General features: G+C 44.3%; 14 protein-coding genes and 1 pseudogene. 4 read left to right on the top strand and 11 right to left on the bottom strand.

Features of this window, described 5'->3' with window-relative positions; all coding sequences use genetic code 11:
- Positions 1 to 242: 242 nt before the first annotated feature.
- The 3 genes from dnaK to hrcA are packed head-to-tail and all read right to left on the bottom strand — an operon-like array spanning position 243 to position 3,681.
- Positions 243 to 2,054 carry a molecular chaperone DnaK gene (dnaK, locus tag U4956_RS08385; RefSeq protein ID WP_323090137.1) on the bottom strand — a complete coding sequence of 604 codons (1,812 nt, stop codon included), beginning with the start codon at positions 2,052 to 2,054 and terminating at the stop codon, positions 243 to 245.
- 18 nt (positions 2,055 to 2,072) lie between these two features.
- Positions 2,073 to 2,654 (bottom strand): nucleotide exchange factor GrpE, encoded by a 582-nt coding sequence (gene grpE, locus U4956_RS08380; RefSeq protein ID WP_323090136.1) that lies wholly within the window; start codon positions 2,652 to 2,654, stop codon positions 2,073 to 2,075.
- A complete protein-coding gene (hrcA, locus tag U4956_RS08375; protein ID WP_323090135.1) occupies positions 2,623 to 3,681 on the bottom strand; it encodes a heat-inducible transcriptional repressor HrcA in 1,059 nt (352 codons plus the stop codon). The genes grpE and hrcA overlap by 32 nt, the downstream gene beginning before the upstream one ends.
- 164 nt (positions 3,682 to 3,845) lie before the next feature.
- On the opposite strand from hrcA, the gene U4956_RS08370 reads away from it, so the two are divergent.
- A complete protein-coding gene (locus U4956_RS08370) occupies positions 3,846 to 4,739 on the top strand; it encodes a polyphenol oxidase family protein (RefSeq protein WP_323090134.1) in 894 nt (297 codons plus the stop codon).
- Positions 4,740 to 4,991: 252 nt separating this feature from the next.
- A complete protein-coding gene (locus U4956_RS08365) occupies positions 4,992 to 5,243 on the top strand; it encodes a type II toxin-antitoxin system RelB/DinJ family antitoxin (RefSeq protein ID WP_323090133.1) in 252 nt (83 codons plus the stop codon).
- Positions 5,244 to 5,343: 100 nt separating this feature from the next.
- On the opposite strand, the gene U4956_RS08360 is transcribed toward U4956_RS08365, so the two are convergent.
- The 4 genes from U4956_RS08360 to U4956_RS08345 form a co-directional block, all read right to left on the bottom strand.
- The gene (locus tag U4956_RS08360) at positions 5,344 to 7,260 is read right to left on the bottom strand and encodes a hypothetical protein (RefSeq protein ID WP_323090132.1); all 1,917 of its coding nucleotides are present in this window, start codon (positions 7,258 to 7,260) and stop codon (positions 5,344 to 5,346) included.
- Between the two features lie 482 nt (positions 7,261 to 7,742).
- Positions 7,743 to 8,339, bottom strand: coding sequence for a TetR/AcrR family transcriptional regulator C-terminal domain-containing protein (locus tag U4956_RS08355; protein WP_323090131.1), 597 nt, complete (start codon positions 8,337 to 8,339; stop codon positions 7,743 to 7,745).
- Positions 8,340 to 8,513: 174 nt separating this feature from the next.
- A complete protein-coding gene (locus U4956_RS08350) occupies positions 8,514 to 9,038 on the bottom strand; it encodes a DUF308 domain-containing protein (protein ID WP_323090130.1) in 525 nt (174 codons plus the stop codon).
- 1,882 nt (positions 9,039 to 10,920) lie between these two features.
- On the bottom strand, positions 10,921 to 11,298 hold the full coding sequence (locus U4956_RS08345; protein WP_323090129.1) for a winged helix-turn-helix transcriptional regulator: 378 nt from the start codon (positions 11,296 to 11,298) through the stop codon (positions 10,921 to 10,923).
- Between the two features lie 138 nt (positions 11,299 to 11,436).
- Here U4956_RS08345 and lon point away from each other — a divergent pair, with 138 nt between their 5' ends.
- Complete coding sequence (lon, locus tag U4956_RS08340) at positions 11,437 to 13,776, top strand: endopeptidase La (RefSeq protein WP_323090128.1); 2,340 nt, start codon at positions 11,437 to 11,439, stop codon at positions 13,774 to 13,776.
- A 439-nt stretch (positions 13,777 to 14,215) separates the two neighbouring features.
- Here lon and U4956_RS08335 read toward each other — a convergent pair whose 3' ends face one another.
- Positions 14,216 to 14,368 (bottom strand): hypothetical protein, encoded by a 153-nt coding sequence (locus U4956_RS08335; protein WP_323090127.1) that lies wholly within the window; start codon positions 14,366 to 14,368, stop codon positions 14,216 to 14,218.
- Positions 14,369 to 15,065: 697 nt separating this feature from the next.
- Here U4956_RS08335 and U4956_RS08330 point away from each other — a divergent pair.
- The gene (locus U4956_RS08330) at positions 15,066 to 15,752 is read left to right on the top strand and encodes a PBECR4 domain-containing protein (RefSeq protein WP_323090126.1); all 687 of its coding nucleotides are present in this window, start codon (positions 15,066 to 15,068) and stop codon (positions 15,750 to 15,752) included.
- Between the two features lie 343 nt (positions 15,753 to 16,095).
- Here the strand turns inward: U4956_RS08330 and U4956_RS14445 are convergent, their stop codons facing one another.
- The 3 genes and pseudogenes from U4956_RS14445 to U4956_RS08325 all read right to left on the bottom strand — a co-directional run bounded on the left by U4956_RS14445 (position 16,096) and on the right by U4956_RS08325 (position 18,778).
- On the bottom strand, positions 16,096 to 16,374 hold the full coding sequence (locus U4956_RS14445) for an ISAzo13-like element transposase-related protein (protein ID WP_416347422.1): 279 nt from the start codon (positions 16,372 to 16,374) through the stop codon (positions 16,096 to 16,098).
- Positions 16,375 to 16,386: 12 nt separating this feature from the next.
- A pseudogene (locus U4956_RS14440) lies at positions 16,387 to 16,728 on the bottom strand (ISAzo13-like element transposase-related protein).
- Positions 16,729 to 17,062: 334 nt separating this feature from the next.
- A complete protein-coding gene (locus U4956_RS08325) occupies positions 17,063 to 18,778 on the bottom strand; it encodes a carbon starvation protein A (RefSeq protein ID WP_323090125.1) in 1,716 nt (571 codons plus the stop codon).
- Positions 18,779 to 19,205: the final 427 nt, after the last annotated feature.

The following is a 19,205-nucleotide window of genomic DNA, read 5'->3' as shown; positions in this document are numbered from 1 at the left end:
CAAGAGCCCCTGTAGCTTAATTTTGGTTCGTACCGTTATTTTAGTACAGATTGGTTCAATCTGTATGAAGTGCAGAGCATAAAGTCCGCAAATCCGCGTATTCTATGCCCGAAATTCGCTTTCATCCTGAAAAGACAGGTGCATTTTGTCCGTATTCACTTATGATTCAGTCCATACAGACTGCATTCAGGAAAGCGGCAGGGCATGTTGGTTGCACTAAAACGAGGAACCTGGAAAAGAGTTTACTTCTTTTCTGTGAATTCGGCATCAACAACATCATCGTTGTTGTTGTTGTCATTCTTTGGCTGTTCGTTATTTGGCTGGTTTGCCTGCTGATACATCGCCTGGCTTGCTGCCTGTGCTGCTTTTTCGAGAACGGACATGATGGATTCAACTTTATCCATGTCGTTTTCATCCAGGGCTTTTTGCAGTTCATCGCGTTTTGCCTTGAGTTCTTCTGCTTCTTTTTCTGGAATCTTGTCTTTGTCATCTTCGAGCATTGCATCAACCTGAGCGACAAACGCATCCGCTTTGTTGCGGGTTTCAACTTCAGCTTTCTTCTTATCGTCGGCAGCTTTGTTGGATTCAGCTTCTTTAACCATGCGGTCGATTTCATCTTCAGACAGACCATTGGAGTTCTGGATGACGATGTTCTGTTCTTTACCAGAAGCTTTATCTTTAGCCGTTACATTCACGATACCGTTGGCATCGATATCAAATGTAACTTCGATCTGCGGCATACCACGACGAGCAGGAGCAATACCAGTTAACTGGAAGTTGCCCAGTTCTTTGTTGTCGGCAGCCATTGGACGTTCACCCTGTAAAACTTTGATGTCTACAGCTGGCTGGTTATCGGCAGCAGTAGAGAAGATCTGGGATTTCTTTGTAGGAATCGTTGTGTTGCGTGGGATCAGTGGTGTCATGACGCCGCCCATTGTTTCGATACCTAATGTTAATGGAGTAACATCGAGCAGCAGAACGTCTTTAACATCACCAGCAAGTACACCACCCTGAATAGCAGCACCGATGGCTACAGCTTCATCTGGGTTAACAGATTTGTTTGGTTCTTTGCCAGTTGCTTTCTTGACAGCTTCCTGAACAGCTGGGATACGAGTCGATCCACCAACGAGCAGAACTTCATCGATATCATTCACAGTCAGATCTGCATCTTTTAATGCATTTTCAATAGGAACGATCGTCTTTTCAACGAGGTATTTGGTCATTTCGTTGAATTTAGCACGAGTCAGAGTTGTTTCAATGTGTAATGGTCCAGCAGGGCCGGCAGAGATAAATGGCAGAGAAATCTGGGCCTGCATTGTAGCGGACAGATCTTTCTTGGCTTTTTCTGCGGCTTCTTTAATTCGCTGCATCGCCATCTTGTCGGCTTTCAGATCGATGCCGTTGTCTTTCTTGAACTGGTCAACGATCCAGTCAGCGATTACGTTATCGAAGTCATCACCACCAAGGTGAGTATCACCGTTTGTCGATAAGACTTCGAATGTACCATCACTCAGATCCAGGATGGAAACATCGAATGTACCACCACCGAGGTCATAAACGAGGACTTTAATTTCTTTATCCGTTTTATCAATACCATAAGCCAGAGCTGCGGCTGTTGGTTCATTGATAATACGAGCTACATTTAAGCCAGCAATTGTACCGGCATCTTTTGTTGCCTGACGCTGAGCATCGTTGAAGTAAGCTGGAACCGTGATAACTGCTTCTTTAACCGGTTCGCCCAGGTATTCTTCCGCATAAGTCTTGATGTACTGAAGGATCATTGCGGAAATTTCCTGTGGAGTATAGTCTTTTCCATCAACGGTTACTTTTTCGTTTGTACCCATTTTACGTTTAATGGATGCAATGACATTTGGGTTTGTGATGGCCTGACGTTTAGCGGCATCACCGATGATTCTTTCATCATTTTTAAAGGCAACAACAGATGGAGTTGTACGGTTGCCTTCAGGGTTAGGAATTACTTTTGGTTCCCCGCCTTCCATAACGGCAACACAGCTGTTGGTAGTACCAAGGTCAATACCAATAATCTTGCTCATAGTTAGCTCTCTCCTCCTTTATTCGCTCACTTTTACAAGAGCTGGCCGCAGCATGCGGTCTTTGAGCTTATAGCCCTTCTGCATGACATCGGTTACGATGCCAGGCTCAACGCCTTCTTTTTTCTCTGTTGCCAGAGCCTGCATAAAGTTGGCGTCAAAAGGCTGGTTTAAAGCATCTATTTCCTGAACACCCTCGTTCGCTAACGCGTTGACGAGCTGTGTCTGGATCATTTCAAATCCCCGGACATAGTTTTGAACTTCTGGATTGTCCGGTTTGGCGGCAAGCGCCCGGTTTAAGTTATCCAGAATTGGCAGCAGTTCTAACGCTGCGCTCTGGAAACGATATTTTTTAGCCTGTTCAGCTTCACGCTGCAGTCGTTTGCGGGTATTATCCGTATCCGCATAAGCACGCAGCAGATCAGTTTTACTCTGTGTCAGCTGCGCCTGCAGTGAATCAATTTCCTGGTTCAGGGCATCAATCGGATCAACAACGTCTTTTTCTTCCACAATTTCAGCTTCAACAGGTTCAGCGGCCTGGTCAGCCGCCTTTTCTTCTGCTGCTTTTGGATCAGGTTTCTTCTTTGTCTGATTTTTGCTCATCCTGTACTCCTTCTAGCCGTGGCCCAAACATCTTTTCGATCTGTTCGGACATGTAATCCATCAGGGCAATCACTTGGGCATAGGGCATACGGCTTGGCCCGACGACCATCAGCTGGCCCTGCTCTCCCGGACCGGTGTCAAATTTCGCGCTGATCACCGAGCAGTCCCCGATCTGAATCAGTTCGTTGCGCTGGTCGATTCGCGTGCAGATATTGCCCGGCATTCCTGTCCATTCATGGAACAGAGATTCATTTTCGAGAACTTTCATCAGGGTCTGAAGCTTGGCCGCATCCGCAAATTCCGGCTGGGCAAGCATGTTGGCCCGGCCATACACTTTGGATTCATGGGTGGCAAAGCCAAGCGACGCGGAAATAAACGCCTCAAAAAGAACTTCATGACGGGAGACATTGGCCGCCAGGGTTGGTCGGATCTCTTCCAGTTTTTCAACCAGCTGATCAATCGGAACGCCATGGAGCTGGTCATTCAACAAGTCCGTGCATTCTTTCAGATCCTCAATCGAAAGATCAGAAGAGAAATTAAACATCCTGTGTTCGGTCTGACCGGTACTGGTCACGACCACTGCCACTGCCTGAGTCTGGTTGACAGGGATTAAAGAGAGTCTGATCAGAGTCTGCCGGCTCTTATCCGGTTCAATCACCATACTGGTCAGATGCGTCATTTCCGCTAAAATGGAACAGCTCGTGGCAATAACATCTTCCAGGGAACAGTGACGTCTGGAAAACACCTGCCGAAGCCCCTGCTGGATGGAATCATCGAGTGAAAGTTCCATCAGGTTTTCTACGTAATAACGATATCCCTTCAAAGAAGGAACCCGTCCACTTGACGTATGGGTTTTCTCCAGCAGACCGACTTTTTCCAGAACAGCCAGCTCATTTCGGATTGTAGCTGATGAGATGGAGATTCCCAGAAAAGGAATCAGGGATTTGGAGCCAATTGGCTGGGCAGTACGGGTAAACTCTTCGACTACAGCCTTCAGAATTGCCTGCTGCCGGTATGTCAGGTCCATGTTCCCACCTCGTTTTGGCACTCTATCTGTTCAACTGCTAATCATGATAGCACCGCTTCTGGCAGATGCAAGTCTTAAGTGCTACCTGAATCTATTTTGACAGGGGATATATGGATTTCATATTTATTTGCTTACATCTATCGTTGTATTGGTATACTGAATTCATGACTGTTCATCATCTGAATCGGCTTGTTTTCTCTGATCAGATCATCCGCGGATGCTTCACGTTGCGCACGCCGGATGCTCCTGAAAGTGGGAATCTCGCTTTGCATGTCTGTCAGAATCCTCTGGATGTCATGGAAAACAGACGGATGCTTCAAAAAGAAACTCTGCCTTTAGAGCAATGGTGCCTTCCCTGGCAGAAGCATACCGCCAACATCACCCGGGTAACGAAAAAAGACGCCGGCAAAGGCGCCTTTGATGCTGAAAGCTCTATTCTGGAAACCGATGGCCTGTATACGACCGATCCTGGCCTTTTAATTGGCGTGTTCACAGCCGACTGTCTGGGAATCCTGCTGGAAGACCCAACCATTCCAATGATTGCCGCCGTTCATTCCGGCTGGAAGGGCACCGCCCAGGCCATTTTGCTTCGCCTTCTGGACGCTCTCAAACAGGACGGACTGTTCCATCCAGAAACCTTGCAGGTTTATTTCTCCCCTTCTTTACTGGTGCATTCTCTGGAAGTTGGTCCTGAAGTCATCGACCAAGTCTGTGAAATGGCGCAGGCGAATCATCTGTCCTTAGAGGGCTGTATTCACCCAGGCCAGGGAGATCGCAGTTTTCTGGACAATCAACTGGTCAATGTGCGCATCCTCGAAAGCCAGGGCATTCCACCACAGAACATTCACCTGTCTAATCTCAATACCAAAACCAGCCCTTATGGCTTCTCGTATCGCCGGGATGGACACAAAACCGGAGAACATTTCTCCTGTCTCTGGATTGAAGAAGAAAAGCCTTCCTTATTTCTGACCAGCGACTCCCTGCTCAAGCATCCTGACTCCCATTGGTCGTGTGGATTCAGCGCGGATTCGTGCCAGAACAACGACCACAACAACTGATCAGATCCATGCAAAACCCTAAGCCGAACATCTCTATAAAAAACTCCCGGACTCTTTCAAAGAATCCGGGAGTTTTTCTGTTATGGTTCATTCAATACTATTCGGCTCAATGGATAAAACCATGACTCATCCTTTGAAACCTGAACCTGATCAGATCTCAGTTTTCTATTTAATCTATACTGTTAAAATCCGTTTCCTTGTATATAGCATTTATCAATACTATGCTAGATTTTGTAGAGGAGACGGTAGCATATGGCACAGATTAGCATTCAAATTGATGACAGCACCAAAAGAGACGCAGAACGAATTTGTTCAAAGATCGGTCTGTCCTTATCAACCGCAATCAATATTTATTTAAAAAAGATCATCAATGAAAATGGAATTCCATTTGAACTAACCGCAGACCCATTTTATTCCAAGAAAAATATGGACCGGCTACGTGCATCTATTCACCAGATGGAAACAACAAGCAGAACTGTACATCAGGTTGATTTTGATGATTAAATCCTGGACCGACCTCGCCTGGAAAGATTTTCTTTATTAGAAATCCCATCCAGGCTGCCAGGCAGCCAAGATGGAGCGTTGACTCCTATGGTCTGGGTTTTCATTTGCGTGATGATGTTTTAGCTGAAGGCGGAAGCTGAAATCCAAACTTGCGGACAATGTTTTTCTGCATCTCAGTCAGAGAACTGAGCACCACTTTCTGCTTAGGATCTTCGGCATAGCGAAAAGAGGTCGAGGAAAGAATATGCAGAATCTCTCTGGGTGTTTCATACCCTTTCGCAAAGTATTTTTTCCACACTTGATAGATGCTGCAATACAACTGTCTGGCCACCAGCACACATAACAGATTGCCAGCTTCCGGATAATTGCGCCATTCCCAGATGCCTTTAGGGGAATAGCTGGTCAGATCAGCTGCCGTAATCTGATCCATCGCCGGGTCGCGATAAAACTGACGATACAAACGGTCCTGAATCGAAAGTGAGGCCTCATGCAGATCCCAATATTCTTTCCAGATCCGTAAAAGTGTCAGGGGATCCTGATCCACATCGTTGACTAACAGGACCCGAAAGCCTGCTGTTTTTTCTAAACGTTCGATCTTTGCGGTATTGACCTGCCATGACCAAGGCTTAGCGAGAGCGGTTTTCGTCTGCGCATTTTCCCGTTTGCTTGAGCGAGAATCTGAATGCGTAGAGAAAGAGTTCTTCGAAGCTGATCCATCCGAACCAGTTGAATTCGACTTTTCCTGATCCAAAGATTCAAGAGCCAGTGTTGCAGGGTCATAAGAAAAATCGAGCAGGGTATATTTCTGCATCTGACGGGCCAGCTCATTCCAGGAGATCGGACCTTCTGCCATCCATTGCTCTACTTCCCGCTTTTGTCTGGAGAGTTCCCGACGCAGATGATTGACCTGCTTTCTTTGGGCTGCTGGATCCAGATAAACAATCAACCGCAAGGAATCAGTATTCATCTCGTTCAGATTGTTCGAGTCTTTCAAGCCTTTCAACAGCTCTGGTTCCCCAGAGGTTTTGAAAAAGTCCGTACTCACCGGATATTCACGGATGAGCAGGCCGCCTGTCCTGATCTGGCCAGTCACTTCTGGATTGAAAAAATCCGAAAAATCAAACTTGTCTTCCAGTCTTTGCCAATACAGACTGACTGGCGCAGCCAGCTTCTGATTTAAAGCAAGCCAGGGGACCAGATGACTGGGATCGTGATAGCCGCGTGGTGAAAGCAGAATAAAGTGATTTAAATCGGCCTGCTTACAATCTTCGAAAAGCGTTGGCAGTTCCTGAAAATATGCTTTTGTTTTCTGCTCGTGGCGGGGATATCGCTTAAAAAAGAAAGGAAGCTGATTACTGGAGTTGTAGGCCATGGCCGCAAGCCATCTTTCCTGCTGAATCTGTCTGATTTCTTTGGGCAGTCTTCTTCCTTTTAAAACCACATCAATGGGCGAAGCCGAAAGATCCATTTCTCCCTGCTCCTGACTGCCGCTTTCCACGACATAAATCGTGTTGTTTTCATCCTGATCTGAGGCTTTCGCACTCAGCTGCTGCTTTTTCGAATAGGCAAGCAAATCCTCTTGTCTGATTTCTTCAAGCAACGCAAAAAGATCACGAATCTGTTGATGGCTGAACTGAAATCTTTCAACCAGCCAATCCGCCAATGTCTGATCTTCGTACTCGCAGCAAATCAGATAGAGCGCCACCTGTAACAGATTGGGGTTCGTTTCATATGTATTTCTGTCTTCCAGAAGTTTTGTTAAAGATTCATCCAGTCCCAGGCGATCAATCATCTGCTCAAGCAGCCAGACCTCGCCCGAATAGACCGGATCTTTCTTTGTTTCTCTGTCTGTCTGCTTGCGCAGAGTTTCCAGCTGGCTTAAAAGAGCGAACCACTTCTGGTCGTCTTTTCCAGGATCAAATTCTTGTTTTTCTTCCTGGGGATCGTTGTTGCCAGAAATTATATTTGTCTCCGATCCAGTCCTCTCTTCAGGCAATAAAGATGTAGAATCCGCCATAATCTGCCTCCTTTGTTTCATCGTTGTCTTTCTTGATTGTACCTGAATCTGACAAGGTAGAAGCACAAGTCGATATACTTCCATCTCATTTTGAAAGAAATGATCCTGATTTGTTTATCTGCCAACAAAAAAAGTGCCCAATGGGCACCGGATGCGCTTTCGATTGTGAAGGAGGGAGAGGATAGAACACGTATAAACAGAGTCCTGTTCGGATTGTTTCGTATTCTCATTGAATCTTTGATCCTGCAAACCTTCATCTGGGCAAAAAAAATTAGAGCCGGGCTTTTGCCGAGCTCTAAATAAAACGATTAATCATTTTTCTTGGTAAGACCATCTTGGACTCAATAGGGTTTATTGTTAATTTTGTGATCAAAATCAGGAAAGTCATCGTTCAAAATAGTGATTCTTGTTCGTGATTTCTGTTGGAACCTTATAAACCTATATTTTTTATCTCCATTTGTATCTCTGTTTGCGTGATATCGCTATTTCTTGCGCAGATGATAGTCCTGGCTGGCTGCACTCAGGCGGGTACGCTGCGCTTTTTCAAACATGCTTTCCAGAGTGCCTGCCCGCAGATCTAACATCCGGCCAATGCGGCGGGTCAGATCGTAGTTCATACCCGCATGGAGCCAGTCAAGAATAAATCCGGAGACTTCCATTCGATATAACTGAACGATAATCGCAAAGTCTTCATCTGAGATGACATAATGGGGCATATACGTTTCTTTCAGGCAGTCTTCCACAATCCGGGTGACAATGCGGCTGATGCGCATGAATAAAATATCACGGTTTTTGGAGTAATAAATATTGCGGCAGATGTCATGTTTATCTTCTAAGGACTCTACTGTTGCGAGTAAGACAGCCTGGATGCCCTCATTGGCATGATGGCTGACTTCTTCGTTGAGCTGGTCTTCAAAAATAGATTCGATCAGATCTGGCAAGTCCTGAAAGTGGTAATAAAATGAGTTCCGGTTAATCTGGCACCGGTCAACAATTTCTTTAACGGTAATTTTATCTACTGGTTTTTCGTTCGCCAGGGCGATAAATGATTCCTGGATAATTTTTCGTGTCTGTTTCATGATGATTTCCCTTTTTATTCAATTTATCAGAGGAAATCAACAGGTTCAACGACCTCAAGCCCAGAGAAGAAAGATTCATTCTAGTTTGAATGCTTTAATCAGTAAAACGGCATTCCAGAAACTGGAATGCCGTTTTGAGAATGATAAATAGACTTTTTTGAGAGTTTATCAGATCTAGAAGCTTGTGAAGGAAAGCATCAGGTCAGATACACCGTTGACTAACAGGTTCGAACCAATCAGCAGAGTGATCAGCGTACCGGAATCGTTCAGGTTGAAGATCATGATCAGGCCAATGATGATGTTGCAGGCAGCCAGAATCAGAATGGTCCACCAGCTGCGAACGCCAAGATCTTTCAGGAAGAATGCCTGATAGATTTTGAATGCGCCAATAACCATAAAGCCAATGGAAACAACAACGCCTAAGGCAATGGATGCCTCGAAGAGATTGCAGGAAATCAGAATTCCAAGGATAACCAGGATAATGCCGGTAATCAATGTGAAGGAACTCTTGAAGTTAGTGGCCATCAGATACGATCCGATCAGTACGATTCCATAGAAGATTGCCATAAAACCGATCATATAGATCATGGTTCCCGCAAACATCTGCGGATACATTAACAACATGAAACCTGCGAAGATATATGCAATACTCAGGATGATGAACAGAACTCTGAACCAGCCCCATGAAGACTTACTCATAATAATTCTCCTTTCCCCTTTAACGGGTTCTTTATGTCTAAATTATAGTTGAAGTTTGGGCTTGTCCTTCTGGCATGCTCATCTATTTTATCGTCAGGACTTGTTTTCCACTTGTTTTTCTCGGTCCTTTCTCTATCTATTTTTAGCATTTCATGGTCTGGACAAAATTTTCATCCAATTTGGACTTATATGTGAATATCCCTTATTTTATGCGGTTATTGAATCAGAATCGGGCAAATTTATGTTCAGTTTTTCTTTCGCCCTTCATCATATAAATTTTATTTTTGGATACTCCTGTTTTGTTTCTGTCATATTTCTTCAATTTGCTTTCATCCGTTTTCCTGCAAAAATAACAACTGTTTCAGGCGGTTCTTGTTATGGAATTTATCACATAATTTGATTCTGGGGGCCTCTTTCCCTTTTCAAAGCTTTCCAGGCCTTACCAGAAAACTAAATTTGAATAAAGGTTTCAGGAAAGGACAGAGGGATGTAAATGTCAACTGACCAATCCTCTCAACCAACCCGGCTGTCCGGTTGCCTGACTTTCCGACCATCTTTCTGCCCCCCCTGCTCCCCACTCGCCAAACCCACTCGATCCTGCACTGTCCCAGGACGTTCTGCACTCCAAAAAGAAACATTCGAAGCTTTGCGAACTGAAAGAGTGATTTCTACTCAATTCGTTCCCTTGTATCTATATGCATATTGAATATCTATATGCATATTGAATATCTATATGCATATAGAGGTGCCAGATATTCGGTGCATATACGTATTCCGACAGGCTGGCAGGACCATCTCTATGGTTTGCTCTTTGTGCCCAGCGCTGGTCTCTTTCCAAAAAAAACGGCTTGAAAAGCTGACGGCTGATCTTGCGTATTTGCCCTCCAGGTCTGGTATTGCCTGCCCTCCAAATCCCTGTATTCTAAGACTTGGTTTTTGCTTTCTATGCCGTATGAGAATCCTTGCAGCCAAACCACCTTTGGCAAACCACCTTTGAAAGAAAAAAGAAGAGCAGAAACTCGTACGAATCGGATAGTTTGAGGGGGATTTTTGCAAGAATTCAATTCAAATTTGAATATTCTCTCTTTTTTCTTTTCTTTCGTCCTGAATCAGCGATTATAAAATGACCATTATCATCACTTTACCAACTAACTTCCTATAGAAAAGAGCACAAAATCAGCTGTTTGAGATTTAATTTTCATTCCAGCTTGACGAGCTGCACTTTTCCATTTTTGCCAGCTGGACGCTTCATTCACGAATAAATCTGTCTGTTTTGTCTCTTTTTCGATAATTTTCTTATCTTAGAGTTTATTTTACTTTTCGGATATAATGAAGTTGACCAAGAACGGTGACTGGTATTCGCAAAATTACCTCAACTTTTTGATCAGACACTCGTTCTGATCTACAGTCCCCAAGGGCGTCTGCCTGTATCTTTTCCTATCAGAGATTCTGTTCATCCCTTTTTTCTGATGGCAGATGTCTTTCTTCCTCTTTTTGATCCTCTCGTCCTTTTCGTCTGATTGTTTCATATCGTATTTTGCTTTCCTTCGTATGACTGCTTTCTGATTTTGCCTTTTATCTGCTTTCCTGATCGGCCATAGTGTCTGCTTTCTTTGTTCGATCCTGTTTTCAGATATAAGATCCATCATCCATAGCCATTCATAATCGGCTGTTTCAATCTATGGATAAAACCGCAAGGCCTCCCGACCTGAGCCTGATCCCCGCTCTTTGCCTGGGCAAAACGGCATCCGCCGCAAAGTGTCTGTTTTAGGTGAATTTAACCAACAAAAAAGGCCGGAGCAATTCCGGTCTCTTGGGCGTATCTTTGATCTCTTCTGTCTTTATCTGTTTAAAAACATACCCTTTTCCGATATGAAATGAATTACTTCTGGTTATCCAGAATTTCCTGCCCGAACAGACTGGATACGGTATCCAGATCTGTCATCCGGGTTTCGCCCCAGCGGGCGAAGGCATTCATGATCGGAATCAGTCCCTGGGCACTTTTTGACAGGGAGTAATCCACACGTGGCGGGATTTCATTATAGGAGATCCGAACAATCAGCCCCTCCTGCTCCAGGTCTTTGAGAGTATTGGATAACATGACATTGGTAATCCCCAGTGCCTGCTTGAGTTCGTTGTAGCGAAGCGTACCATTTACGCATAATACATAGATCACAGGAATCTTCCACTTTCCCTCGAGGGCTTTGCATGCATGTTTCATGGGACAGGAATCATCCTGATAAACGATGAGCTTTTTCATAAATCAAGTTTACTCCTTATGAGAAGCATTTTACCACATAGATCAGAAAAAAGTTCTAAGTAAGTTTTTTATAAGTATTTACTTTTTTCTAACCGACACCTATAATATCATCCATAACACTAGAAAGAGAGGATTACCATGGAACAAGTATTAAAAACTTCCCCGTTCATTCGTGTAACGGGAACATTATTGCTGCCACAGACAATCCTCCGGCTGAAAAACCTTCGACAGGAACAGGCCGAAAATCTCTTCGAAGAGAATTTTGCGGCCTTCAGCGGTGAGGATTCGCATGCACAGGCAGGTGCATCAGATCTCAACGCCTATGGGTTAATGTGCGTCGCAACGAATATGCACAGCGACGGCAACAACGCGACCGTCGTGACGGCTCGGTCTTTAGAAAGAATCCGAATCGTCTCCATCTCAGAAGATGGTAAATCCTGCACCTGGCAGCTTGCTCCAGAAGAACAGGATTTATCTGAACAGTCCGAACAGGATATGCTCGACTACATCAAACGCCTCGTTGATGATATGGCCAAGTCCATTCAGGGCGGCCGTCATATTGCCAGACGGGCGAAAGAATATACCTCGATCAACCAGATGATCTCCTTCTTATGCCAGTACATGTCGATCTCCAACCAGGAGCAGTACGAACTGCTGGCGATGTCCAGCCAGCGTCAGCGGGTTACTCGCTTTATCGATTACCTGCTGCGGCAGAAAGAATCCATTTCCCTCAACCTGGAAGTCAACGAAAAACTTTCTAAAGAGGCCAGTGAATTCTATCGTCGCCAGGCACTGCAGCGTCAGCTCGAAGCTTTGCAAAGCGAGCTCAATGAAGAGGGCGGCAATCCGGATGAGCCCAAAAAAAGCTATGCCAGCCGGATTCAGGCTGCCGGCATGAATAAAGAGAACTCCAAAGCTCTTTTAGAAGAAGCAAAACGTCTGGAAAGCATGAATGGACAGTCTCAGGAAGCAGAAGTTCTGCGCAACTATCTTGAATTTGCGCTGAGCCTGCCCTGGAAAAAAGAAGAACCATTCACGCCGGACCTCAAAGAAGCCAGAGCGCTTCTTGATGCCCGCCACTCTGGCATGGACAAGGTCAAAGACCGTATTCTCCAGCATCTTGCGGTCATGAAACTGCGCAAGTCCATGAAAGGAAGTGCCATCCTGCTGGTCGGCCCTCCTGGAACCGGTAAAACTTCGCTGGGTAAATCCATTGCCGCAGCTCTCCATCGTCCATATACCCGCCTTTCTTTAGGGGGTATCCGTGATGAATCCGAAATCCGCGGCCATCGCCGCACGTATGTCGGCTCGATGAGCGGCCGTATCTTAAAAGCCATGAAGCAGGCTGGTGCCACCAACCCGGTTATGGTTCTCGATGAAATCGATAAGATGATGGCTGGCGGATTCTCTGGCGATCCATCGGCCGCCATGCTTGAAGTTCTTGACCCGGAACAAAACGACACCTTCACAGACCACTATCTGGATCTTCCCTATGATCTGTCTGATGTCATGTTCATCGCAACCGCCAACTCCCTGGATACCATTCCAGGACCACTGCTGGATCGAATGGAAATCATTCAGCTGTCCAGCTACACTCCATCTGAAAAATTCGAAATTGCCAAAGATCACCTCTTACCAGAAGTCTTAAGTGAACACGGAATGAATCCGCATGATCTGACGATCGAAGATGAAGCAATCGAAACCCTGATCAACTCCTACACCATGGAAGCCGGCTGCCGCGGACTGAAAAAGCAGCTCGCCAAAGTCGCCCGTGCCAAAGCTGTAGATCTGATCGAAACTGGAAATCCAGTTGTGGTGAAATGTGAAGATCTGGCCGCAATTCTTGGTCCGATCACCGTCCACCATGAAAAAGTCAAAGACTCGAACCCATGTGGTGTGGTAACCGGTCTTGCCTGGACTGCCGTAGGCGGCGAAGTGCTCTTCATTGAAGCAGCATCCATGCCTGGATCTGGTCAGATGATTCTGACTGGTCAGCTTGGGGATGTCATGAAAGAATCTGCGCGTATCTCCTACTCTGTCCTCAAATCCCGTCTGCCATTAGACACAATGGAATTTGGCAAGCAGGATATCCACATCCACTTTCCAGCGGGCGCAACACCAAAAGATGGTCCAAGTGCTGGAATTACCATCCTGACTGCGCTGGCCTCACTGGCCTTACGCAAACCCGTTGACTCTCACATTGCCATGACCGGTGAACTTTCCCTTTGTGGCGACGTTCTGCCAATTGGTGGTCTGAAAGAAAAACTCTTTGGCGCTATGCGCGCAGGCATTACCAAAGTGCTCATCCCATGGGACAACCAGCGCGACCTGGACGAAGTCTCTGAAGAAGTCAAAGAGGCTTTACAAATCGTTCCAGTAAAAACCGTGGAAGACGTGTTAAAAGAAACGCTCGGCGTTCATCTGTCTACCTTTGAAATTCCACGTCTGGCAGCCGATGGGGCAGCTGTCATTCTCTAAACCAGGCTTTTGCAAGGTCTGAAGATAAAATCTGCGAGTACGAAAATCTGAGAAGGTTAAAGTTCAAGAACGTGAAGATTTGAACCCTTCTGCAACCGGAAGCAAATCAAATCTGCACTCTGTACTCGGTATTTTGAAGATTTCGAACTTCTGAAATCCTGACTTTTGATATCTACAGTCTCGACATGCCCTTGTTTTCAGCCGTCCTTCGGGGCGGCTTTTTTCGTGCACTCAAACCATTCCTGATTCTCCTGCGCAAAAAAAGCCAGCCCGAAAGCTGACTTGAGATTGAAAAATTGAATTGTTAGATCCGACAGATTCCCTTTAGGTCAAAGATCGAATGGTTAACAACAGCCAATCTTCTTTGCCTATTGTCTGCCATCCACCAGGTACGTTTTCCGACTATAAATGGAATCTCAGATTCTCATAACTTGCACGGTTATTTGCTCATTTGAGCTCTCAATTCCTCTACTTCTTCAAGAGGAATGGCTGTGACTTCAGCAATCTCCTGTACAGGATAGTTTTTGGCTAACATGCGACAGGTAATATCCCTGGCGTTTTCTTCTTTCACTTCATCAAGAATTCTACACATGCTCGCAACCTCTTTCGTATCTTCCTAAAACCATCATACACAATCGGCAAGTACATTGTAATTCAGGTCATATGGCCGGAATGCGGTTCTTGAGCGATGTTTGTTCCGGGTATTTTGTTTCATTACTTTGAAAATTTTCATAACAATCAACTTGATGAACGATTGATTGATTTCTATATCAATCACCATTATCATAAGATTGAAAATTTTTCATGGTCGTTTGAAAGCAGTACCTTGGAACAAACATCGTTCAAGATTCCAAACCTCCAAAAAGAACTATTCTCATCGATACCAGCTGTCGCAAGAGATCGCCAAAACTGGAGGCTTTCTGGCCACTTTCCTATTCTTTTTAAGATTCGATGAACCCTAACGAATTTTATCTGACTTTTGCTTATTTAAATCGAATGTGGCATAATATTAATGCAACAAAGAACGTGTAGCGGCACGAATTAAGCCGGGCTCCGGCTGGGGAGGTTAATTACCAGCACCTCTAGATATTCCGGAAGGATATCGCGCCCCCGCCAGGGAGATATGGTGAGTCCGCGCCGGGGACTTAATATTTCGGCGACTTCTTAGATACTCGGAAGGGTATCGCGGCTGACGGCCAGCATAAAACCGCTTTTAAAAACAAGCACCGGATAACGAAAGTTATCCGGTGCTTGTTTTTAGTAGATATTTTGAGGATAAAGGAAAGAGCATGTCTAAAAAGCAGGATAAGAAAAGAATTACCCAAAGCATCCATAACGCTGCACTGTTATATAAACACAATTTGGTTGGGAAGCGTTTTTTATATGTATTTAACAATCGATATATTGAAGTGATCTATAAAGCTGAAAATTTCCGTCATTTAACAGGTGTCGAAACAAACTTATCTGCAAAGGATTTCTACAGGAAAGCAGTGCAAGGAAAATTGAGCGAATCGCAGTTTTGGTTCAGCGCCAATCATCCTTACCAATTATGTAAACGCAAAATAAAACATATTGGAGATATTTCAACTTTAGCTGGCTCTGCCAAGCTGATATTAGAAGAAATTGTAACAGATACTCAAAGCTTCCGTTTTGGAGCAACGAACTTGAACTTTACTCTATGTTTAAATAAGAAAACGGACAACCTAGGAAACTCAAATGGAGATTGCTTTACCGTTCACTCATTGAGAGATGAAAATTGTCTTTCAAAGTGTAAAAGCTCTTACGTTGTACAGTACATTATTTCTCGTGCCAACGATCAGAAAAAGTATACAGATATTTTGTTTAGAGATGCTCAGGCGAATATTTTCAACCTTCCTGATGATGTATTGAACTTACTTGATGAATCTCTTCTCTCCAATATCCTGATAAATAGTCAAAGAAACAAAATCTACTTGGATGAAAATTTGATTTCATAATATTAAACCAATTATTGAAACTTATAACACATAAATGCGCTCGTTAAAGATAGTTTAGAATTTGATGACTAATTAAGCTATAAAATCATGCTTAAAAAACGATTATTAAACCACTCAAAATAGCAAAAACTCAAGTTGATGACTGAATTCAAACCACTTGATTCTTTGCTGAAGATACCGCGAGCCAGTATAATATCAGTCCTTGATCATGTTCTGACAGGAATGGCGTCTAAGTACTCAGGCTTTTTTGCAGTTGTACTCTACATAGTCTTTGGAGAGCATTTTAAACCTAAGGAACAGTCACTTAATAACTTGATTATTTATTAGGGTAGATGACGTAATTTCATTGCCCTAATTCATCACATTCAGACATGTTAATTGACTCGATCTGCTCGTCAGTCAATTTGACTTGAACAGGATATTTCGCTGAATCAAAATCGCAATGGACAGTTAATCCCTTTTTGGTCTTTGTCGAGCCAATCAAATCGATAATTGTCTCGATATCAATCAGAGGCTTGCCCTGCCAATTCTTCGAAATGAAACAGAAAAGACGGTGTTCAATCTTGTTCCACTTCGATGTTCCTGGTGGGAAATGGGACATATGAATTTCAAGACCGGTGATATCTGCTGCTTGTTAAAGGGCGTATTTCCAGAGTTTCCCTCTGACTCTATTGCTTCTTCCACCGTCCGCAGTGATAAAGATTCTTTTTGCATTAGGAAAAGTTGGCTTTCCAAATGTAAACCACTAGCGGCAGATACTCTCTGCGGCAAAGTCAGAAGTATCATGGTCTGTACCTAAATTAATATATCCTGTGTTATTGTTTTGAACATACACTCCGTATGTGACAACTTTACCGAGTTCTGGTAAAGGAAAATCGTGATCCAGACAATTACGAGGATCCTTAGATTTACGGTATTCCACACCTGGATTTTTGAAGTTTCCAACGTTCTCTTTCTTCTTTGTATCGACGGAGATTGCCTATGAAAGCTTTTCAAAATTGTGAAACAAAATCCTCAGAACAAACATCGCCCAAGATCCCGGAATGCTTGTTCACAACTTTTTGGATGATGTGATTAGAAGCATGGCTGCTTCTGAATAGGAATCAATAAAAATCCGATTTTATCGGAGTAATTTTGCCTGCTCTGATAAAATCGGCTTTATTTATAGTTTTTACGAAGCTTAACCTGAAAAGTTTCAGATAATGCCAAAATCTGGATTTTGACCTGAAATCACTTTTAGGCGGCTAGGCCCCCAAAAAGATTCAAGCCGCTTGATTCACCTCAGATCCATTGCGTCCAGATTCTTCTGGCTATGCTTCTTCCGGATTGAGTTTGGCATCTTCAACAATCAAAGAATCGCCGGAATCCATATCTTTTCCACGCAATGCCTGAACGCCCTGAACGGCTACAACCAGGCCCAAAGCCAGAAGCAATACCGCAAAGAGCAGCTGCAGCGACATACCGGTGCTTAAACCTGTTGTGAATAACTGTGAACTCAGCGAATAAATCGTCATCGATAAGGCGGTAAAGGTAACAGCCATCATGAAAAACATCGGAATATAAAGCATTTTCGATTTTCTCTTGGTCTTTTTCAGGAACACTGCACACGCAACCAGAGCCAATACCGATAATAACTGGTTGGCACTTCCAAACAATGGCCAGATTTCGGCATATCCAATGCGGGCCAGCAGGAAAGCCAGAAATAAAGTTAACGCCGTGGAGAAGTAGGTATTGGTCAGAAGCTTTACAACGGGTGACTTTTCTTTTTCCTCTTCTGTTTCAAACAGTTCCTGGAAAGACAGACGGCCAATCCGGGCTACGGAGTCCAGAGAAGTCAGCGCGAATGCCGATACAGCCAGGTTGATCAGCGTAAAAGTCAGATTCCATGGCAGACCAATCGACACTAAGAAGTTCGCGATAGCCCCTGCAAAAATCTGCGGCTGAGTCACCAATCCAGCACTGGCGGCTTCGCCATCCGCAAAGGAAGCAACACAGATTAAAGCAATGACCGCAAGCATGGATTCCATAATCATGGCACCATAGCTGACAGGAAGCATATCTTTTTCATTTTTGATCTGTTTAGAAGCTGTTCCGGAAGACACCAGGCTATGGAAACCGGAAACCGCACCACACGCGATCGTTACAAACAGAATCGGGAAGAGCATCTGTCCATTGACACTGAATCCCGCAAACGCCGATAAGTTAACTGCCGGGTTGGAAACAAAAACACCGACAATCGCAGCCACGATCATGAAGATCAGCAGATATGAGTTCAGATAGTCACGGGGCTGAAGCAGAGCCCAGACAGGAACAACACAGGCAATAAAGACATAGGCAAACACAATCAGATGCCATGTGGTCTGCGTTAAATACATTGGAAACTTCATGCCAATCGCTACGGCTGCCACTAACATAGCAATCGCAATCGCCGTGTTGACCCATTTGTTCAGCTTGCAATAGCGAAGAATCATGCCTAACGCGACCGCTTCAAGAATGAACAACATTGAAGTTGTTGCGACCGCACCATTGGCTTCAATCGTTGCTCCATCGGCCCCGTAGCCATTAAATGTTCCAGCTACGACATCCGCAAATGCTGCAACAACTAAAATACAGAACAGCCAGCAAAACAACAGAAACAATTTCTTCCCGGTCTTGCCGATATACGTCTCAATAATTGTCCCAATGCCTTTACCTTTCGATTTGACCGAGGCATACATCGAGGCAAAATCCTGAACAGCACCAAAGAAGACCCCGCCAATCAGAATCCATAACAACACTGGAACCCAGCCAAACATCGCTGCCTGAATCGGGCCGTTAATTGGTCCCGCCCCGGCAATCGATGCAAACTGGTGGCCGAATACAACATTGGTATCAGCAGGTACATAATCCACTCCATCTTCCTGGGTATAAGCCGGAGTTGGAGCTTTTGGATCTATTCCCCATGTCTTTGCCAGCCAACGGCCATAAACCAGATAGCCGCCGCCCAGTACGACAATGGCGATGATCATCATCAAAATTCCATTCATTCAAATTTCCCTTTAAACTTTCGAATCTACGTTCGAAAAAGTTCTTCAGTCCTTTCAATGGTCATAAGACTATCACATACTTTGCCATATTCACGAAATTCATACTGGTTTTTCAATTGTTTCAAAACGAGTTATGAAAATCATCGTTTTTACTTACAGAAAATGAAATTAATTGTTTTCAGACCATAATTTCATCCCTCGTGGCTGATTCACCAGAAAAAAGCTCCCTGATCTCTGCAAGGGCAGAAACAAGGGAGCAAAATTGCACGTCATAGCACACCATATTGGAAAGATGAAAAATATGGTTCTTACGCAAATGTAGTTTTTAACACTGGTGATCAGTAGGGATTGTCCGCAATGACAGTCCCTTTTTTGATCATTTAAATAAATTAATTATCTTTATTAGGTTTGTTAAGCATCTATAATC

It is taken from the genome of Allobaculum sp. JKK-2023 (assembly GCF_034745455.1).
Taxonomy (GTDB): Bacteria; Bacillota_I; Bacilli_A; order Erysipelotrichales; family Erysipelotrichaceae; genus Allobaculum.
Note: the sequence above shows the minus strand (reverse complement) of the source record. Positions and strands in the feature narration are given on the sequence as shown.

Coding starts and splice junctions, on each gene's coding strand:
- dnaK (WP_323090137.1), bottom strand. CDS start 2,054: ATGAGCAAGATTATTGGTATTGACCTTGGTACTACCAACAGCTGTGTT.
- grpE (WP_323090136.1), bottom strand. CDS start 2,654: ATGAGCAAAAATCAGACAAAGAAGAAACCTGATCCAAAAGCAGCAGAA.
- hrcA (WP_323090135.1), bottom strand. CDS start 3,681: ATGGACCTGACATACCGGCAGCAGGCAATTCTGAAGGCTGTAGTCGAA.
- U4956_RS08370 (WP_323090134.1), top strand. CDS start 3,846: ATGACTGTTCATCATCTGAATCGGCTTGTTTTCTCTGATCAGATCATC.
- U4956_RS08365 (WP_323090133.1), top strand. CDS start 4,992: ATGGCACAGATTAGCATTCAAATTGATGACAGCACCAAAAGAGACGCA.
- U4956_RS08360 (WP_323090132.1), bottom strand. CDS start 7,260: ATGGCGGATTCTACATCTTTATTGCCTGAAGAGAGGACTGGATCGGAG.
- U4956_RS08355 (WP_323090131.1), bottom strand. CDS start 8,339: ATGAAACAGACACGAAAAATTATCCAGGAATCATTTATCGCCCTGGCG.
- U4956_RS08350 (WP_323090130.1), bottom strand. CDS start 9,038: ATGAGTAAGTCTTCATGGGGCTGGTTCAGAGTTCTGTTCATCATCCTG.
- U4956_RS08345 (WP_323090129.1), bottom strand. CDS start 11,298: ATGAAAAAGCTCATCGTTTATCAGGATGATTCCTGTCCCATGAAACAT.
- lon (WP_323090128.1), top strand. CDS start 11,437: ATGGAACAAGTATTAAAAACTTCCCCGTTCATTCGTGTAACGGGAACA.
- U4956_RS08335 (WP_323090127.1), bottom strand. CDS start 14,368: ATGTGTAGAATTCTTGATGAAGTGAAAGAAGAAAACGCCAGGGATATT.
- U4956_RS08330 (WP_323090126.1), top strand. CDS start 15,066: ATGTCTAAAAAGCAGGATAAGAAAAGAATTACCCAAAGCATCCATAAC.
- U4956_RS08325 (WP_323090125.1), bottom strand. CDS start 18,778: ATGAATGGAATTTTGATGATGATCATCGCCATTGTCGTACTGGGCGGC.